Annotated in this window: 16 protein-coding genes; 6 read left to right on the top strand and 10 right to left on the bottom strand. The window is 64.5% G+C overall.

Features of this window, described 5'->3' with window-relative positions; translation table 11 throughout:
- Positions 1-5 precede the first annotated feature (5 nt).
- Both NOG11_RS05955 and NOG11_RS05950 read right to left on the bottom strand, forming a co-directional pair.
- Positions 6-650, bottom strand: a complete 645-nt coding sequence (locus tag NOG11_RS05955; protein WP_256618791.1) for a sensor histidine kinase — start codon at positions 648-650, stop codon at positions 6-8.
- A complete protein-coding gene (locus tag NOG11_RS05950) occupies positions 650-2,173 on the bottom strand; it encodes a dihydrolipoyl dehydrogenase family protein (protein WP_256618790.1) in 1,524 nt (507 codons plus the stop codon). The genes NOG11_RS05955 and NOG11_RS05950 overlap by 1 nt, the downstream gene beginning before the upstream one ends.
- Before the next feature lie 103 nt (positions 2,174-2,276).
- On the opposite strand from NOG11_RS05950, the gene rpmH reads away from it, so the two are divergent.
- Genes rpmH through NOG11_RS05930 form a run of 4 tightly spaced genes read left to right on the top strand, consistent with a single transcriptional unit; the run spans position 2,277 to position 5,382 of the window.
- Positions 2,277-2,411, top strand: coding sequence for a 50S ribosomal protein L34 (rpmH, locus tag NOG11_RS05945; protein ID WP_256618789.1), 135 nt, complete (start codon positions 2,277-2,279; stop codon positions 2,409-2,411).
- A gap of 2 nt (positions 2,412-2,413) precedes the next feature.
- Complete coding sequence (rnpA, locus tag NOG11_RS05940) at positions 2,414-2,779, top strand: ribonuclease P protein component (protein ID WP_370468244.1); 366 nt, start codon at positions 2,414-2,416, stop codon at positions 2,777-2,779.
- A gap of 28 nt (positions 2,780-2,807) precedes the next feature.
- Positions 2,808-4,571 carry a membrane protein insertase YidC gene (gene yidC, locus NOG11_RS05935; protein WP_256618788.1) on the top strand — a complete coding sequence of 588 codons (1,764 nt, stop codon included), beginning with the start codon at positions 2,808-2,810 and terminating at the stop codon, positions 4,569-4,571.
- Positions 4,572-4,590: 19 nt separating this feature from the next.
- Positions 4,591-5,382, top strand: coding sequence for a DUF1338 domain-containing protein (locus tag NOG11_RS05930; protein ID WP_256618787.1), 792 nt, complete (start codon positions 4,591-4,593; stop codon positions 5,380-5,382).
- 594 nt (positions 5,383-5,976) lie between these two features.
- Here NOG11_RS05930 and metG read toward each other — a convergent pair.
- Positions 5,977-7,641 (bottom strand): methionine--tRNA ligase, encoded by a 1,665-nt coding sequence (metG, locus tag NOG11_RS05925; RefSeq protein WP_256618786.1) that lies wholly within the window; start codon positions 7,639-7,641, stop codon positions 5,977-5,979.
- Positions 7,642-8,042: 401 nt separating this feature from the next.
- Here metG and NOG11_RS05920 point away from each other — a divergent pair, with 401 nt between their 5' ends.
- A complete protein-coding gene (locus NOG11_RS05920; RefSeq protein WP_256618785.1) occupies positions 8,043-8,273 on the top strand; it encodes a DUF3072 domain-containing protein in 231 nt (76 codons plus the stop codon).
- 29 nt (positions 8,274-8,302) lie between these two features.
- Here the strand turns inward: NOG11_RS05920 and NOG11_RS05915 are convergent, their stop codons facing one another.
- From NOG11_RS05915 to NOG11_RS15135, 7 genes are all read right to left on the bottom strand, one after another.
- Positions 8,303-9,181: a hypothetical protein gene (locus NOG11_RS05915; RefSeq protein WP_256618784.1), complete on the bottom strand. Its 879-nt coding sequence runs from the start codon at positions 9,179-9,181 to the stop codon at positions 8,303-8,305.
- Positions 9,182-9,297: 116 nt separating this feature from the next.
- Entirely contained in the window at positions 9,298-10,812 is a 1,515-nt protein-coding gene (locus NOG11_RS05910; RefSeq protein ID WP_256618783.1) for a catalase, read from the bottom strand.
- A gap of 453 nt (positions 10,813-11,265) precedes the next feature.
- A complete protein-coding gene (locus tag NOG11_RS05905) occupies positions 11,266-12,363 on the bottom strand; it encodes a flagellar basal body P-ring protein FlgI (RefSeq protein WP_256618782.1) in 1,098 nt (365 codons plus the stop codon).
- On the bottom strand, positions 12,360-13,352 hold the full coding sequence (locus NOG11_RS05900; RefSeq protein WP_256618781.1) for a flagellin family protein: 993 nt from the start codon (positions 13,350-13,352) through the stop codon (positions 12,360-12,362). Before NOG11_RS05900 ends, NOG11_RS05905 begins: the two co-directional genes overlap by 4 nt.
- A 3-nt stretch (positions 13,353-13,355) precedes the next feature.
- On the bottom strand, positions 13,356-14,753 hold the full coding sequence (gene flgK / locus NOG11_RS05895; RefSeq protein ID WP_256618780.1) for a flagellar hook-associated protein FlgK: 1,398 nt from the start codon (positions 14,751-14,753) through the stop codon (positions 13,356-13,358).
- Positions 14,754-14,803: 50 nt separating this feature from the next.
- Positions 14,804-16,114 (bottom strand): flagellar hook protein FlgE, encoded by a 1,311-nt coding sequence (locus NOG11_RS05890; protein WP_256618779.1) that lies wholly within the window; start codon positions 16,112-16,114, stop codon positions 14,804-14,806.
- Positions 16,115-16,161: 47 nt separating this feature from the next.
- Positions 16,162-16,929: a flagellar motor protein MotB gene (locus NOG11_RS15135; protein ID WP_256618778.1), complete on the bottom strand. Its 768-nt coding sequence runs from the start codon at positions 16,927-16,929 to the stop codon at positions 16,162-16,164.
- 101 nt (positions 16,930-17,030) lie between these two features.
- Between NOG11_RS15135 and NOG11_RS05880 the strand changes: the two genes are divergently transcribed.
- The gene (locus NOG11_RS05880) at positions 17,031-17,876 is read left to right on the top strand and encodes a hypothetical protein (protein WP_256618777.1); all 846 of its coding nucleotides are present in this window, start codon (positions 17,031-17,033) and stop codon (positions 17,874-17,876) included.
- The last annotated feature ends 36 nt before the right edge of the window (positions 17,877-17,912 follow it).

Below are 17,912 nucleotides of genomic sequence, written 5' to 3'. Positions count from 1 at the left end.
CTGGTTCAAGCGGGGAACGAGCAGACCACTTCCGTCCCGCCCTCATCACCTGCCCTGAGGTCGAGACCGCCGCCCTGGAGCTCCATCGCACGCCGTGCGATCGGCAGGCCGAGGCTCGTGCCGCCCGCCCGTTTGGCCCCCCGGAAAGGGGTGAAGAGATGGGGCAGTGCAGGCTCGGGAATACCCGGCCCCTCGTCGCTGACAGCGATCACGACCCGTCCGCCGTCCTCGCTGGAGGATATGGCGACCGGCGCGCCGGTCTTCACGGCGTTGTCGATCACCTCGCGCAGGGCCAGCGCCGTGAGCTGCGGTTCGCACAGCATCTGGGTCTGGGAGAGCTGGAGCGAAGGCGGCTTCACTCCCTCGCCGAGATTGTCGAGGATGCTGCTGATCATGGAGGGCAGGCTCTCGCTCTGCCGCTCACCGGCACTCATCGAGGCGAAGGTCTCGGCCCGCTCACCGAGGCGGACCATGGTCTGCACCTTGTCCTCCAGATAGGAGACGAAGCGCGCGGCCTTCTTGTCCTCGGTGCCTTCGAAGTGCTCCGCCATGATGGCGATACCGTTGAGAAGGTTCCTGGCATCGTGGCGGAGCGTACGGACGGCTTCCTTGTAGGAGCCGTCCTTGGTCAAACTGTCGCTGTCATCCATCAATCCAATAGCGCGAGCGCCTTGATGGCTGCCTTGTTCAGCGGGGTGAAGAGCTTTTCGAAGCTCCACGTATCCGCCGCCGCCTTGCTGATCTCACCCAGGGTCGGATAGGGGGCGATCATCTTGTCGAAGGCACTCATCTTCAGGCCGTTGGCCACGGCCAGGGCGAACTGCTGCACCACCTCTCCTGCATGGGCGCCGACCACGTCGGCCCCTAAGATTTTACCGTCTGAACCAACCAACACCTTGACGAGGCCATCGGTCTCGCCCTCGGCATTGGCCCTGTCATTGTCGTGAAAAGGCGCGCGCACGACAGAGTACTTGATGCCGCGCTCCTTCACCTGATTCTCGGTCAGGCCGACATGGGCGAGCTCGGGCTCGGTATAGGTCACCCAGGGAACGTGGTCCGTCTTGTTCTTACCGCCGAGCGCTTTGAGAAGGATGTTCTTGACCGCCAGACGGCCCTGGTAGCCCGCCACATGGGTGAACTGCAGCCCGCCGGTGACGTCGCCGATAGCGAAGACGCGGGAGTTGGTGGTCTTCAGGCTGTCGTCGACCTTGATGCCCCGCGGGCTGTACTCGATGCCCGCTTTCTCGAGGTCCAGCCCCTCCACATTGGGACGCCGGCCCACCGCGACGAGGAGCTGGTCGCCCTCGACGGTGCGCTCGGTGCCGTCCTCATGGACGATGGTGACGGTGAAGGTGTCGCCGTCCTTCGCGACTTTCTTGGCTTCGAAGTCCTCCAGGATGTCGATGCCGTCCGCGTCGAGGCGCTTGCGGACCACGGCGACGAGCTCGGGGTCGTCCTTGCCGAAGATCTTACCCTTCTCGATGACCGTGACCTTCGAGCCGAGGAGCCGGTGCGCCTGGGCCATCTCCATGCCGATCGGCCCGCCGCCCAAGACGATGAGGTGCCTCGGCTGGAAGGTCTGCTCGAAGACGCTCTCATTGGTGAGGTAGCCCGCTTCCTTGAGCCCTTCGATGGGCGGCACGAAGGCGGAGGAGCCCGTCGCGATGACGAAGTGCTTGGCCTCGATCACCGTGTCGCCTGCCGTCACCTCACGCGGCCCTGTGAAGCGGGCATAGGCGCGGATGGTGTCGACGTTGAACTCCTCCTTCATGCGCTCCTCGCTGTCATGGTGGGCGAGGTCGGCAATAACCTGCTGCACGCGGCCGATGACGTCGAGGAACTGCACTTCGGGTTCGACCGGCGTGATGCCGAAGCGGGCCGCATCGCGCATGGTATGCGCGGTCTTGGCCGAGGCGATCAGCGTCTTGGAGGGTACGCAGCCATAGTTGAGGCAGTCGCCCCCCATCTTGCCGCCCTCGACGAGGACGACCTTGCGGCCGAGCGCACCGAGGCCTCCTGCCGCGGTCAGCCCGCCGGAGCCCGCGCCGATGACGCAGGCATCGACCTTGATCCTCTTCTTGGAGCTGTTGGTGGTGTTCGCATTGCTGGGAGCCTTGGAGACGATGTCTCCCTCGCTATGGGTCTCGCGGAAGCTCGTGGTGGCGTCAGACATGGTGGTTCATCCCTTCAAAAAAACGAGGCGTTGGCGCGTTGACGAGGGCTAGGCTTTGCGGTTAGTGGCTCCGGCTTGTCAGAACTCAGACCGGTGGTCACCGATGAAACGCACATTCCAGCCGTCCAACCTGAAGCGTAAGCGCCGTCACGGCTACTTCGCCCGCAAAGCCACCGTCGGTGGTCGTCGTGTGCTGGCGAACCGGCGTGCCAAAGGGCGCAAGAAGCTGTCGGCCTAGAACTGAAGACCCTGAAGCGGCGCGCGGATTTCCTTCGCGCGCGCCAGGGGCAGCAGATCAGGCGTTCTTGCTTCACGATGCAGGTCCTCTCCAACGACCTATCCTTCGCTAGGATCGGCCTGACGGTTACCAAGAAGACGGGAAATGCGGTGGTCAGAAACCGCATCAAGCGGCGCCTCAGGGCCGCTGCAGGCGAGCTATTGCCTACATTAGGGCGCCCCGGTCACGACTATGTGCTGATCGCCAGGCGGCGGGCGCTGACCGTCCCCTATCAAGGTCTCCTTGACGATCTGAGCGCGGCCCTTCACGACGCCGCGACGTCCGGCGAGGCCGGACCCTTCCGCAACGAGCGCGCCGCTCCTAACTGAGCTGGCAGCGCAGCAGAAAGACTAGCCGATGGACCGCAACATCCTCGTCTTCGTGGGGCTCGCGCTCCTCATCCTGATCGGGTGGGACGTGCTGGTCACAGGCCCGCAGCGCGAGGCCTATCAGGAGGCGCGCCGCCAAGCGGGTATCGAGGCTGCCGAGCAGGCAGGCCCAGACCTGACCCAGGGTCTCGAGATCCCCACGGTGGACGCCACCCTGACGAGGATCGAGGCGCTGCAGCAGGCGCCCGGCCGCATCGCGGTCGAGACGCCCACCATGATCGGCTCGATCAATTTGCGCGGCGCCACCATCGACGACATCTCGCTGAAGAACTATCGCACCAGCGTCGATGACGACGCGCCGCTGGTCCATGTCCTCAGCCCCCGCTCCACCGAGACCGCCACCTATATCCGTTCCGGCATCATCATCGACGGCAAGAGCGACGACGCTGCCGTCTGGGAAGCACCCGAGGGCGCAAGGCTCACCCCCGAAACACCGGTCACCCTGACCCGGCAGGAAGGCGACATCCGCCACGAGCTGACGATCTCGGTGGATGGCGCCTTCATGTTCACCAGTGACCACACGGTGACCAATACCGGCGGCGATCAGGCAGTCCTCCTGCCCTACGGTTTCGCCGTGCAGAAGAACCTGCCGGACGACCTCAAAAACTTCATGATCCTCTTCGAAGGCCCCCTCGGTGTGGTCGATGGCGAGCTGTTCTCGAAGAAGTACAAGAAGCTCGACAAGGCCTCGAACAGCGTGGCCACCGAAGGCAGCGGCGGCTGGGCGGGCATCACCGACAAGTACTGGCTCGCCGCCGCCATCCCGCCGCAAGACCAGAGCTTCGAGTTGAAGCTGGCCCGCGTCGAGGGTGCCCGCGCGCCGACCTACCGCTCCAGCTACCAGCTCGACGGCTTCTATCTCGCCGCCGGTGAGGCGACCACGGTCACCTCGAACATGTTCGCCGGTGCCAAGGTGGTCGAGGTGCTGCGCGGCTATGAGGACGGCCTCGGCATCTCCGATTTCGACAAGGCGGTGGACTGGGGGATGCTGTTCTTCCTGACCCGGCCGATCTTCCACACCATGCACTTCTTCGCCGAGCTGACGGGCAATTACGGCGTGGCAATCCTGCTCCTGACCCTGGTCATCAAAGCGCTCCTCTTCCCCCTCGCCAATGCCAGCTACAAGTCGATGGCCAACATGCGCAAAGTCACCCCTGAGATGACGCGCATCCGCGAGAAATACGCCGAGGACAAGCTGAAGCAGCAGCAGGAGATGATGGCCCTCTACAAGAAGCACAAGATCAACCCGGCGGCGGGTTGTCTGCCGGTGCTTCTGCAGATGCCGATCTTCTTCGCGCTCTACAAAGTGCTCTTCACCACGATCGAGATCAGGCACGAGCCCTTCCTCTATATCAGCGACCTTTCCGAGCAGGACCCGACGAGCTTCCTCAACCTCTTCGGCCTCCTCCCCTTCGACCCGACGGGCATCCCCTTCATCGGCGCCATCGGCGTCCTGCCGCTTCTGATGGGCGCGGCCATGTGGGTGCAGACCAAGCTCAACCCGCCGCCCGCCGACCCGGTGCAGGCGCAGGTCTTCGGCTTCCTGCCGCTGATCTTCATCTTCATCTTCGCGCCGTTCGCGGCCGGGCTCGTACTCTACTGGTTCTGGAACACCTTCCTCGGCGTCGTGCAGCAGTACTTCATCATGAAGCGCGCAGGGGTCGAGGTGGACCTCGTCGGCAACATCAAGCAGACCTTCCAGCGGAAGCCAGCCGAGAAGCCGGCGGAGTAGCGAGCCCGGAGAAACGAGCATGACAGTCGACGAACTCTTCGGTGCCCTTTGGCAGCGCTACGCGGCGCTCAACCCCAGGGCACAGGAGGTTCACGACCTCCTCGAAGCTCGCGGCGAGAAAGTGGTCAACGACCACGTTGCCTTCCGCACCCTGAACGATCACCGCTTGGGGCTCGACAACCTGGCGCAACCGTTTCTCGACCGCGGCTACGAGCCGAAGGACGAATACCGCTTCGAGCAGAAGAAGCTCTTCGCCCGCTACTACGCCCATGAGGACGAGGACCAGCCCAAGGTCTTCATCTCGGAGCTGCTGCTTGAGGAGTGCTCACCGGAGCTGCGCCGCACCATGGAGGCGCTGATCGATCAGATGACGGAGGACCAGCTCTCAGATCCCATGCTCCTCAATATGGGTCGGGTCTGGCAGACGGATTTCGCCACCTATGAGAAGCTCTACGAGGAGAGCGAGTACGCCGCTTGGCTCTCAGCCTTCGGCTTCTGCGCCAACCACTTCACCGTCTTCGTCAACAAGCTGACGAGTTTCGACAACCTCGAAGAGCTCGCCACCTTCATCGAGGAGGCGGGCCACCCGATGAACCGCTCCGGCGACCTGGTGAAAGGGTCACCGGATGTCTGCCTGGAGCAGTGCTCGACCATGGCGACCAAGCTACCGGTCACCTTTTCCGACGGCACCTACGAGCTGCCGAGCTGCTTCTACGAGTTCGCCAAACGCTACGAAAAACCCGAAGGCGGCCTCTACCAGGGCTTCGTCGCAGCGAGTGCGGACAAGATTTTCGAGAGCACGAACAGGTAGAAGGATAGGCCGCCATGCCCATGCAATTGCTACTCTATACAATAATTTCTGTGTAGAAGAATATTATCACTGTATTGCTATCGGCGCGTCAGGGTCCGATACTGTGGGTGTTTCGGAACTCGGTGGCGTATCAGGGATACGATAAGTTTCGGCCGTCGCAGTTCGATACTTGTTGAAGAACCTCTGGTCAGGAGTATTCACAAGCTTTAACTCAGTACCAACGAGAGAGTTCCAGACTTTTACGAACATGATTTTTCCATCTACGTTTATACTGTGATCCTCAGCAAAAGTCCAAATATCTTTATGTGAAAGCTTTATTTCGTACGACCCTGGCTTCATCATAAATACTATATACTCACCGTAGTTTATTCTTTGGTATGGAGCACCCTCTATAGTAATGTCGATATTTGCGTTTTCCTCCCAGTACAGCGCCCTTTTAGTTGTATTATAAAAAATAACGGTCGTACGGTTCGTTTCATGATCGAATAGCCGTTCAACGGGATAAGTGGCAGGTGTTCGCGGTATCGAGCTGCATGCCGACAATAGCAGAACGCAACCAAGCAAATGCCAACGAAATCTCATCTCGTCACTCCTTCAAGGTGCCCCGAACCGCTCCGCCCAGTCGGCCACGTCTTCATCCTCAATCTTCTTGAATAGGACGCTCGGCGCTTTGAATGCAGCACCCGGAGTAGCGCCATCCAGCAGTGCCCCCTCCCCCGGCCAAGCGCCGAGGTCGCCGCCGAACACCGCCGCCAGCTTGTCCGCCGTGAACGGAATGACCGGTGCCGACAATGCGGCGTAGAGCGGGATGAGGCCGAGCGTCGTGCGGACGATGACCCCGGCCCGCTCCTTGTCGTTCTTGAACACCGCCCAGGGCGCCTGCGCCTGCAGGTACTCGTTGCCGAGCACCCAAAGCCCGCGCAGCTCGGCGAAGGCTTTGCGGAACTCCATTCCCTCGAGATGCTCGGTGTAGCGAGCGATGCCGGACCGAAGCGCCTCTTCCAGCGCCGCTTCCGCCTCGCCGGGCTCACCGCCCTCGGGCACGCGACCTTCGAACTTCGAGCCTGCGAATTTCGTGATGCGGTTGACGAAGTTGCCCAGCACATCGGCGAGGTCCTTGTTCACCGTCTGCTGAAAACCCTCCAGGGTGAACGCCGTATCGTCCGACTCCGGCGCGTTGGCCATGAGGTACCAGCGCCAGAGATCAGCAGGCAGAAGCTCCAGCGCCTGATCCATGAAGATGCCCCGGCCCTCGGAGGTCGAGAACTTGCCGCCGTACCAGGTGAGCCAGTTGAGGCTCTTCAGCGTGTCCACCTTCTTCCAAGGCTCGCGGCTACCGAGGATCGTCGAGGGGAAACTGACCGTGTGGAAGGCGACGTTATCCTTGCCCATGAACTGGACGTAGCGGACATCGTCTGCGCCCTCGTCCTCGCGCCACCACTTCCGGTAGTCGCCTGCCACGGCCTCTTCGGTGGCGGCGATATAGGCAATGGGTGCATCGAACCAAACATAGAAGACCTTACCCGGAAGGTCCGGTACCGGAACACCCCAGCTAAGGTCACGCGTGATCGTCCGGTCGCGCAAGCCCTCGTCGAGCCATTTATAAGCGATGGACTTGGTCAGGTTCGGCCAGTCAGGGTGCTGATCGACCCAGTCCCGCACCTCACTCTCCAGCTTGGTCTGAAGGAGATGCAAATGCTTAGTCTTGCGCCGCTCGAGGTCCTTCGACCCCGAAAGCGCCGAGTACGGCTCGATGAGATCGGTGGGATCGAGAAGCTTGCCGCAGTTGTCGCACTGGTCGCCGCGAGCCCGCTCGAAGCCGCAGTTGGGGCAGGTCCCCTCCACATAGCGGTCGGGCAGGAAGCGGTCGTCGGCGGGGGAGAAGATTTGCTCCTCCTCGACCTCTTCAATGAATCCGTTCTCTTTGAGGCGCGCGGCGAAGTGCTGGGTCAGACGGTGGTTGTAGGGCGAGGAGCTGCGCCCGAAATGATCGAAGCTGAGACCGAAGGCGTCCCCCGCCTCTTTCTGACGCTCATGCTGCTCGGCGCAGTAGACGACGATGTCCTGCCCTGCCCGGCTGGCCGCGATCTCTGCCGGAGTGCCGTGTTCGTCCGTGGCGCAGATGCTGAGAACCTCATGCCCCCTGGCCCGCATGAACCGCGCATAGACATCGGCGGGCAGCATCGAGCCGACCAGGTTCCCCAGATGCTTGATACCGTTGATGTAGGGCAGTGCGGAGGTAATGAGGATACGGGCCATCCGCGCCGTGTGCCCCAAGGCGGGGTGCGGCGCAATATGGTGCATGGGGGCGACTGCGCAACCGTATCGCCGTCGTCAGTGGTGTCGCCCATATCCTCATCAAAAGACTGGCCGAGAGAAGTTCGAGGGGAGAACTCTCTCATCACCTTCAATCTCGTGAGTGCTGCTCCGAAAGCCGCCTTATAGCTGCTTACTGCCGATTGGTCGCCTGGCTTCGGTCTTCTTCTCGAAAGGCAGTACGGACCCGCTCCTTCGGAGAGCGACGAAGGTATGGGACCTCTCGGGCCGGTATCTATCGGTATCGAGCCCTGTTTTTCTTGAACAAGGCTCTTCCTCACCGCTGGCTGCAGTCTCTTTCCTGCCGCTGGGAACGCTGGCACACTTTAGAACGTTAGGTGAACATGAGCGATGACATCTCCCCCACCCCGAAGGCCGATCCCCCCACCTCCAATGCCGAGAAGGACCCGGATGACTGGGTCACGGGCGACGAGGAGATGACGGGTGCGCAGGCAAGCTACCTCAAAACCCTTAAGGAGGAGGCGGGCGAGCAGTTCGATCCCGGTCTTTCTAAGGCCGACGCCTCCAAGGAGATCGAACGGCTGCAGGAGAAGACCGGGCGGGGGGCCGACTGACGGGCTCCTAGCTCTACTATCCTCTGGCCTTACGGGCGTTGGGCCAGGCGCTCTTCCCCAGCGGGAAGGTTTCCTAGCTCCACCGCCAAACGAGCCATGGCGGGGCGAAGGCTCTCCGCCATGTCCGCCACCGCCTTCTCTTGGGCGGCTTCGCGCAGGAGATCGCCGCGTTTGCCTGCCCTAGCCGAAGCGGCGAGGCCCTCTCGGGTCACGGTCTCTGACGAGGAGAGGTAGGGGTAGCCGTTCCTGACATCGACCAGAATGCCCTCCGCCGCGCCCACGGCATCGACCTTGGTACCCGGAGCGATGAAGGCCCCGAGGAGGGTCAGGTTCGCCAGCGACGCGGCGCTCTGACTGAGATCGGCCTGTCCGTACACCTCGTAGATGAACACGCTGTCGAGGTGCTGCCTGGCGGCGCCTAGGCGGATCGCTTCGATCGCCATGCTTGCACGCTGCATCGAGCCTAAGGTGACGGGCTCCTGCCGCTGCCCCCAACCCTGGGCACGGGATGGCGGTTGATGCCGAGGTGCATCGACGGCTGCCAGAAGCTCGGGCGGCAGGACCATGGCGGTGCTGAGCAGGTTGAGCGGGACCAGCTCGCCATAGGTGCTTTCCGTCTCCTCGGCGAGGGCTGTCCAGTGCTGCATCTCCGCCTCAGGGATCGGTGTCAGCCTGCCGCCCTCCATCCGGGCGATACCGATGCGCGCCGGAAAGCGCATAAGCGGCTCCACCGATGCCGCCCGCTCGAACGCGCCCGCATCGAGGCCCGCGCTCTGGGCCGCAGCCGTCTCGAACGGCCCCCGGCTCAGATAGTCCTCGCCCGAGCTGGTCTGCACCGTTGTCGAACACGCCGAAAGCAGAAGCCCAGCGGCTCCTGCAAGACCCATCACCAGACTGCTCCGCCTCATCGCTCTCTCCTTCGCTGTTTGCCGATGCAGTGAAGACCGCTCCGACAATGCCGTGTCATGAAAGAGCGGATAGGTTAGAGGCGCGACCCAACGGGCGGATGCCCAGGCAACCCGCCCTACTCCGCCGCCTGAATAGCCGTGTCCTCCGTGATCGGAACGGCGTTCACATCGGTGTCGTAGGTCTTCAGCGCCTCGCGCACGCCTCGGCCGTAGTCCTCATGCACCCGGTCGAGCACCTTGCACCAGCGCTCCTTGATCTCATCGGATACCGGCCCCATCGCCGCGGCGTAGTTGAAGTACATCCGCTCCTTCTCGTCGTCGGACAGAATGCCGAAAAGCGAGCGCGGCTGCACGTAGTCCGCATCGCTGTCCTCTTGCGCGAAGCGTGCCGCCACTGCATCCGCGTCGATGCGCAGGGGTGGCTCCTCGGCCCAGGGAGCCTCCACCGGACCGTCCTTGGTGTTGGGTTCGTAATAGGCGTCGGGGTTCTCGTGGTTGTTGGCGAAGAACCGCATCGAGCCGTCCTTGTGATAGTGGCGGACCTTGGCAGCCTTCGCCTCGTTCACCGGCAACGCCTCGTAGTGCGTACCGAGACGATAGCGGTGGGCATCGGCATAGGCGAAGATACGCGCCTGAAGCATCTTGTCCGGCGAGAAGCTGATGCCGGGCACGATATTGGACGGGCTGTAGGCGGCGTTCTCGACCTCGGCGAAGTAGTTCTGCGGGTTGCGGTTCAGCTCCATCTCGCCGACTTCAATCAGCGGGTAGTCGCCATGCGGCCAGACCTTGGTGAGGTCGAAGGGGTTGTAGGGGACCGTCTCCGCCTCCTTCTCGGGCATGATCTGCACCATGAGCTTCCACTTCGGATAGCGGCCCTCGTCGATGGCGTTGTAGAGGTCCTCCTGGTAGCTCTCGCGGGTCGAGCCGATGATGTTCTCGGCCTCCTGGTTGGTGTAGTTCTCGATCCCCTGCTGGCAGCGCCAGTGGAACTTGACCCAGTAGCGCTCGCCCTCGGCGTTCCACAGGCTGAAGGTGTGCGAGCCGTAACCGTGCATATGCATGGGGTTCTTGGGGATGCCTCGGTCGGACATCAGGATGGTCACCTGGTGCACGCTCTCGGGCTGCTGGCTCCAGAAGTCGAACATCGCCTCGGGGGAGCGGAGGTTCGTCTTGGGATGGCGCTTCTGGGTGCGGATGAAGTCAGGGAACTTGTAGCCGTCACGGATGAAGAAGATCGGCGTGTTGTTGCCGACCAGGTCCCAGTTGCCTTCCTCCGTGTAGAACTTGACCGAGAAGCCGCGCACGTCCCGCTCGGCATCCGCCGCGCCGCTTTCGCCGGCCACCGTAGAGAAGCGGGCGACCAGCTCGGTCTCCTTGCCCACCTTCTCGAACAGCTTGGCACGGGTGTACTTGGTGATGTCGTTCGTCACCTTGAACGTGCCGAAGGCGCCCCAGCCCTTGGCGTGGACCACGCGCTCCGGAATGCGCTCGCGGTTCTGGTGGGCGAGCTTTTCGATGAGCTGGTAGTCCTGGACCAGCACCGGCCCGCGCTCGCCTGCGGTCTTCGACGTCTGGTTGTTGGGCCAGGGGGCACCGGCGGTCGTGGTCAGGGTCGGGCGCTCGTCGCTCATGGGTGATCTCCTTCGAAGCTGGGGGAAGCCTATGGCAGGGTGCTGGAGGGACAAACGAGCATTGACAGGAAAGCGTTCCGCCGGAAGGCCCTGACCGCGCAATAATTTCGGTATAACAGTGTTTTACTGCCGCCAAGGCCTCAAGTAACAAGCGCGCGAAGAAATCGCACCGGGGACGGATCAAAAGCCTTCGTCCGACGGCCCGAAAAGTTACAGGTAGGTTCCCGTTCACAGCGACCAGGTCAGAACAGAGACCCCGTAGGGTAGACGCCAGCAGGCGGCTACCTTGCGAGCTCGCCGCAGGGAGAAGGTGGCCGCCTACCAGCGTCCACTCTACGCCGAAGCCCTCAAAACCAGGACCACCCCCGTAGGGCGGACAGGCCAGAAAGGACTGGCCGCTGGATGCTGGCGAGGGCGCTTCCTACGCGGCCAACGGCTGCGCTGCTGACCGCGCTACTGTAGCACGATCTCCGCATGGAGGGCACCCGCTGCCTTCAGCGCTTCGAAGATTTCCACCATATCGCGGGGCGGGACGTTGAGGGCGTTTAGGCCCTCGATCAGGTCCTTGAGGGAGGCGCCCGAAGCCAGCGTGCCGACGGCGGCGGCCTCCTCCTCCGCTGTGATGCTGGTACGCGGCAGGACCACGCTGCGCCCGCGCGAGAACGCTCCGGGTTGGGAGGCGACGGGGGTCTCGGCCACTTGAATGGTCAGCGAGCCCTGGGCCACCGCGACGGGGGCGATGCGGACATCCTCGCCGAGGACGATCGTGCCGGAGCGCTGGTCGATGACCACCCGCGCCCGCCTCGCGGGGGTGAGGTACAGGCCTTCGATGCTCGCCATCATTTCGGGCGCGGGCAGTTTCGTCCGCTTGCTGTCGAGGAGGACCGTGCCCGCGTCGAGCATCTCCGCCACGTCCCGCTCGAAGAGGGTGTTGAGGGCATCGGTGATCCGCTTGGCGGTGGTGAAGTCGGGGTCGCGCAAAGCGAGGCGCAGCTCCTGCAGATCACCGAAGGCGAAGGCGACCTCGCGCTCCACCCTCGCCCCTCCGGCGATGGTGCCGAGAGTCGGCGTCCCCTTGACGGCGGAACCCGCCTGCCCCCTGGCCTCGAAGCCGCCCACGGTGAGAGGGCCTTGGGCGACGGCATAAACCTGATTGTCCGCACCAAGAAGAGGGGTCATGACGAGAACCCCGCCCTGGAGGCTCTCGGCATCACCCATTGAGCTGACCGAGATGTCGATCCGGCTGCCGGCCCTGGCAAAGGGCGGCAGCTCCGCCGTGACGATGACGGCGGCGACGTTGTCAGGTCGGAACTGGTCGTCCTGTATGTTGACGCCGAGCCGCTCGAGAAGGCTGACCAGCGCTTCCTCCGTATAGGGGGAGTTGCGCAGGCGGTCGCCGGTGCCGTTCAGGCCCACGACGATACCGTAGCCGATGAGGTCGTTGCCGCGCATGCCCTCGACGTCGACAAGGTCCTTGAGCCGCACGGCCTGGCCCGCCGCCTCGCCGGTGAGGAGAAGCGGCAGGAGGATGAGGAGGAGAAGCCATCTCATCGTAGGAAGTTCGTCAGCCGGAGGGCGCCGAGGCGGCCCGTGACGGTGTAGGCGGCCTGAAGCCTGGCCTCTAGGCTCTGGGTTTCGCTGGCGGCTTCGAAGGGATCGCGGCCCAGCACGGCTTCCAGGCTCGATTCCGCATCGAAAAGGCGGCGCTCGAGCGCCGTCTCCTCGCGGGTGATGGACTGGATAGAGAGCCCGACCGAGGCCTCCTCCGCGATGATATTCTCGAGGGCAGCCTGCATCAGCTCGGCGGCCTCCTGAAGGAAAGCCTCGCGCTCCGCCGTGGGCACCTGGTCCGTGCGAAGTACCATGCTCATGCCGCTGAGCATCTGGCGGATCGGCGCGGCGCTGGCCGAAGGCAGGCTGCCCAGGGGCTTGCCGTGGGCGAGCTGGCTGTCCGCCGCCTGACCTTCGCCGAGATAGATGTTGGTCTCATAGGCGCCGCCATCCGCGAAGACACCCTCGATCGCCGTGCGGACGTCTGCCGCTGACACCGCGCCGGTGAGCGCCGTGTCGAGCTCGGTCTGGAGAGCGGCGAACCCTTGGGTCACCTGACCGCTGCCCAGCGCCCCGCCGAAGAGCGCCCTGCCTCCAAAGCGGGCTTCGAGGGCGCCGAGAACGGAGCCGATGGAGGTCCGCGCTTGGGCCTGGGCGAAGCGCTCCGCGTCGATGCCTGAGCTGCCGTCGGCGGCGGCGAGCGCCGCACCGATGACGCTCTGGCCGAGCTCGGCCACGCTCCGCAATGTGGTGGCGGCCACTTGGTAGCGTCCGCCGAGCACTTTGAGGCGAGCGCTGTCCGCCTCGGCCTGGTCCAGGGCACTCTGGGAGCGGAGGATCGTCTCCTGGTCACCGCGGACGGCCCGTAGCGGGTCGCTGGTCCGTCCGGTGACCATCTCCAGCGAACTGCGGTCGAGCTGCGCCCTCAGGCCCGCAATACCGCGCGAGAACTGAGCGTAGTGGGTGACGTTGGGTGAGGTCAGGTACATGGCTTAGATCTCCAGAAGGCGCTGCAGCATCTCGTCCGCTGCCTGAACGACCCGCGCATTGGCGGCGAAGGACTGCTCGACCAGGAGGAGGTCCTGAAGCTCCCGGTCTGTATCGACGCCGGTGAGGCGCGCGGTCTCGTCGGCAAAGGACTGGCGGCTACGCTCGGCGGCCTGGGAGGCGTCCTGGGCGCGAAGGGTCATGGTGCCGAGCTGGGTGGCGAGGCTTCCCAGCGTGTCGGTGTAGGTGAGCGGCGAGGGCGTGCCCGTCGCAATCGGCAGGGGCTGGGGTGAAGAGAGCGCCGCTTCGAGCTCGGCGAGCATCCCCTGCCCCCCGGCCGGTCCGGGTGCACCCGCCGTCACGCCGTCGCGAAGGCGGTAGAGCTCGCCCCCCTGCTCCGGATCGACCAGCGGGTTCACCGACAGGCGCTGGGCGGCGCTGCCCGGCCCTGCATTCACCACGATCACGGCCGTAGCGGGGTCCGCGCCCAAACGATCCGCAAGCGCCGTAGCGGCGGCGTCGATGCGGCCGGAGACATCCGTCGCGAGGCTGTCGCGCACGGCGAAGTTGGCCGCGATCCTACCGCCGCGAAGCCCCTGAAGCTTGCCGGGCGTGAGGTTGTAGCCGCCAAGGGTCAGTCCGGAGAGCGAGCCCCCCGCATAGGTGAGGTCCGCCGACAGCGCGCCGGAGCGGGTGAAGCTGAGCTCTTGCGCCGTATCGCCAAGCAGCAGAAAACCGCCGCCCGTCCTGATACGGATCTCCTCACCCGTCTCGCCTTGGACTTCCACGTCGAGAAGCTGGGACAGCTCGGTGAGAAGACGCGACTGACGCTCGGAGATGTCCTCGAGGCCCGGCCCGCGAGGCTGCACGGCCTCGGCGTTGAGGCCCTGCAGCTCGCGCAGGACCTCGTTGGCCCGAAGGACGTCGCGGGCGATCTCCGCCTCGGCGGTCTCGCGGATGTCCTGGATGCTGCCCTCGAGCTGGGCGAAGCTCTCGGTCAGGTCTTGCCCCGCCCTGAGGAAAGCAAGCTGCATCGCGCCGCTCTCGGGGGTGAGGCGGAGGTCGGCGAGCGCAGTCTCGAAGCGGGCATAGACTGCGTAAAGAGCGTTGGGGTCGTCCGCATCGCCCAGCGCCTGGTTCATCGCCGCGAGTGCCTGGCTTCTGATGCGGGCACCGGCGCTTTCGGTTTCCGCGCCGAGAAGCTCCCGTCTCGCAACCCCTGCGTCGGCGCGCTGGATGGCGGTGAGCTGCACCGCGCCGGGGCTGGAGGGCTCAAAGCGCGCCTGGCGCCTCGCATAGCCCTCCGTCTCGGCATTGGCGATGTTGTAGGACAGGACCTCAGCGCGTACTGACGAGGCGTTCATCCCCGCCAGCGCGTTGGTCATGATGGTCGAAAAGCTCATGGCGGCCCCTCCTCAGAGGCGTGGTTCGGACGCTTCGGTCAGCCTAGGGATCAGCGAAGGATGTTGGTGGTTTCCTGCAGCATCTCGTCGACCGAGCGGATGACGCTGGCGTTCGACGCATAGGCGCGCTGGGTACGGATGAGATCGGTCAGCTCGGTGCCTAGATCGGTGGTCGATTCAGCCAAAGCGAAGCCCGCAATGCCCCCCACCGCTCCATCGCCAGCGTCGTGCAGGTAGAAGTCACCGGACTCCTGGCTGACGCGGAAGCTCTGGTTGTCGGCGGCGCTGAGGCCGTTGGGGTTCGGAACGTCGGCTACCGGCACCTGGTAGATGAAGCGGCGGAAGCCGGTCTCGTAGATGGCCTCCATGCGGCCGGTCTCATCGACCTCCACCCGGCTGAAATCACCGGCAGGCGCGCCGTTGCGGACCACGTTGATGGGTCTGAACACTTCCGAGAACTGAGAGATCGCGCCGGCTTCGCCGATCGCGCCGATGTCGATGGTGAGGTCGTTGCCCACATCGAGCCAGCTCACATCCACTTCGCCTGTCAGCGGGTCGTAGGCGGCGCCGCCGCCCGCCGTGACATTGGCGATGGTGCCGCCGCCGGGGTTCAGATTGCTGAACTCGATGTCCAACGTGCCGATGCTGGCGGGCGGAACCTGGCTGTTGTCGATCAGCTCCATGGTCCAGCGGTTGGACGCACCGGCGGCGGGCAGTTGGGGGGTGAAGACCGCGTCGATGGTCTGGATGCGGCCTAGATTGTCGAAGGCCTCGATGGGAAGCGTATAGGGGTCGCCGCTGCCCCCCGCCTCGGTGGCTGCCGCGGGCAGGTTGATGCCGAGGCGAACATCGGTGGTCGGCTCGGCGGCGAGCTCGGAGGTGTTGATGTTGATCGGCACGAGGTCCGAGGCCGAGCGGCGGGTCACATCACCCACCGTGCCGTCCGCCGTGACCGGCCAGCCTAGGAGCGCCGCGCCGCCAGGGGTGACAAGGAAGCCCTTGTCATCGGCGCGGAACGAGCCGGTGGAGGTCAGGAGCAGCGGACGGTCGCCTGCCTGGTCGCCTACGTCGTAGCTTTGGGTGACCGGCAGGAAGCCGCGCCCTGCAATGGCGAGGTCGGTCGAGGAACCGGTCGCGAAGAGAGCGCCCTGCTCACCGGCGAGACGCACCGTCTCCACCCGCACGCCGCCAGCGGAGTAGGCGGCGGGAGTCTCAGCGATCACCATGCTGACGAAATCGGCGGCGGCGCGCTTGTAGCCGATGGTGCCCGAGTTCGCGACATTGTCCGAGATCGTTGCAAGCTTCGTCGCGTTGACCGAGAGGCCCATGACCCCGGCATTGAGGGAGGAAGAGATCGTCATTGTAAGCACGCTCCTAAGTCTCTACCTCAAGTTGTAGTGACTTAGGGTTAGCGCGCCGTTAACGGCATCGTCTCCGGATTGAGAAGGTGGAAGGCAATGCGGCGGTTCTCCGGGGACGCACTATTTTCGGCGGCGGGCAGTTTGTCGGCGTGGCCCGTCACCTCGTAGAACGCCCCCTCGGGGACGCCGTTCTCGACGGCGAGCCTTCTGGCCATGTTCGCTCGGTCCACGGAGAGCTCCCAATTGGTGTAGGCGCGCCCCGCGAACTGCATGCTGTCGGTGTGGCCCGAGACCTTGATGCGCCTGCCACTCTCGCGCAGCACGGGCGCCGCCACGGCGATGATCTCCTCGAGGCGCTTGGTCCGCCCCGCCTCGCCCAGGCGGAAGATGGGCTGCTCCGCCGTGTCCAGAAGCTCGATGCGTAGCCCCTCGGGGCTCAGCGTGATCTTGGTGGCGCCCTCCCCCGCCACGCGGTCCAGCGAGGTGGCGAGCTTCCTCGCCAGCTCCTCGTCGGAGAGGGCGGGGCCCTGCAGGATGGTCTTGCCGTCGGAGGCCAGATGGGCGTCGCCGCTCAGCCCGTCGCCGAACAGGAGGTCGTCGCCGCCCGAGCTGTTGGCGCTGACCGGGATGGAGGGGTCGAAGAAGTCCGCGAGGCCCTCCTTCTGCGACTCGGTGGTCACGTTGAGGATCCATAGCAGCATGAAGAACGCCATCATGGAGGTGACGAAGTCCGCATACGCCACCTTCCACGCGCCGCCATGGTGACCGTCGCCCTGGACGATCTTCTTCCGCTTGATGATCGGTTGGTCTTCCACCGCTCTACCCCCTTAGGGCGCCCCCACGGCGCACAGCCTGGGGTTGCGTCTAGCAAAGGTCCGTAAAGCGTAATTTAACGCTCTCCGGTTGTGTTGTCCCCATGCCGATGAACACGCTCCCCCTGACCGCTTTCGTCAGAACCGACCCCGCCCAGGACGAGATCCTGCCCGTCCCCGCTGCCGTTTCCGAAGAGATGCACCGCTGGAAAGCGCTGACCGACCAGCTCGGCGGGCGGCTCTCCCGCCTCGTCTCCCGGCCGGTGGAGGCGGAGGTCAGCTTCCGGATGACCAGCCACAATGCCTATCGGCGCGAGCTGCCGCAGCCGGGGCTTCTGGTGCCTGTTGGCGAGCCGGACGGCGCGGCCGTGCTGCGCTTCCCGCCCGAGGCGGCGCTTCTTCTGACGAGCTACCTGCTTGGCGACAGCGAGGGACTTTCCCCGCCGATGCATCCTTCCGTGCTCGACAGCATGTCCATGGTTACCATTGCCGAGCCCTTGGCCGAGGTCCTGCGCGAGGGGTTCGAGCTGGAGCTCGAGCCGAACCGTTCGCTTCCCATTCTAGAGGAGTGGCCACTGAACCTGCCGCCCGCTGGCGAGCGTCTGCTGGGCACCTTCACCCTACGGATCGAAGGGAAGGAAGCCGTCTTCGACCTCCTCTTCCCGCCCCTCGGCGAGGCTCTACTGGAGGCCTGGGGAAGCCAGGTACCCGGCGGTCTCGGGCCGCATGCCCTGCCCCTTCCCGCCCATGTCACGCTCTGCCGCTGGACCAGTGATGGGCGAATGCTGCGCGAGCTGGAGGTAGGAGTGGAGCTGGCCCTGCCCGGTGCCGATGCCGGGCAGGTGGACCTTGAGGTAGAGACGGGCGGCGTGACGAAGAAGGTGGCGCGCGGCAGCGTCGCCTCACGCTTCCAGCGGCGCAGCTTCACCGTTGGTGAACTGACGGGTTAGACTTTCATTCAGTATCCGATCAGCGGCTTACCTCTC

Source organism: Parvularcula maris (assembly GCF_024505085.1).
GTDB classification, from domain to species: domain Bacteria; phylum Pseudomonadota; class Alphaproteobacteria; order Caulobacterales; family Parvularculaceae; genus Parvularcula; species Parvularcula maris.
This window is presented reverse-complemented; position numbering and strand designations above follow the sequence as displayed.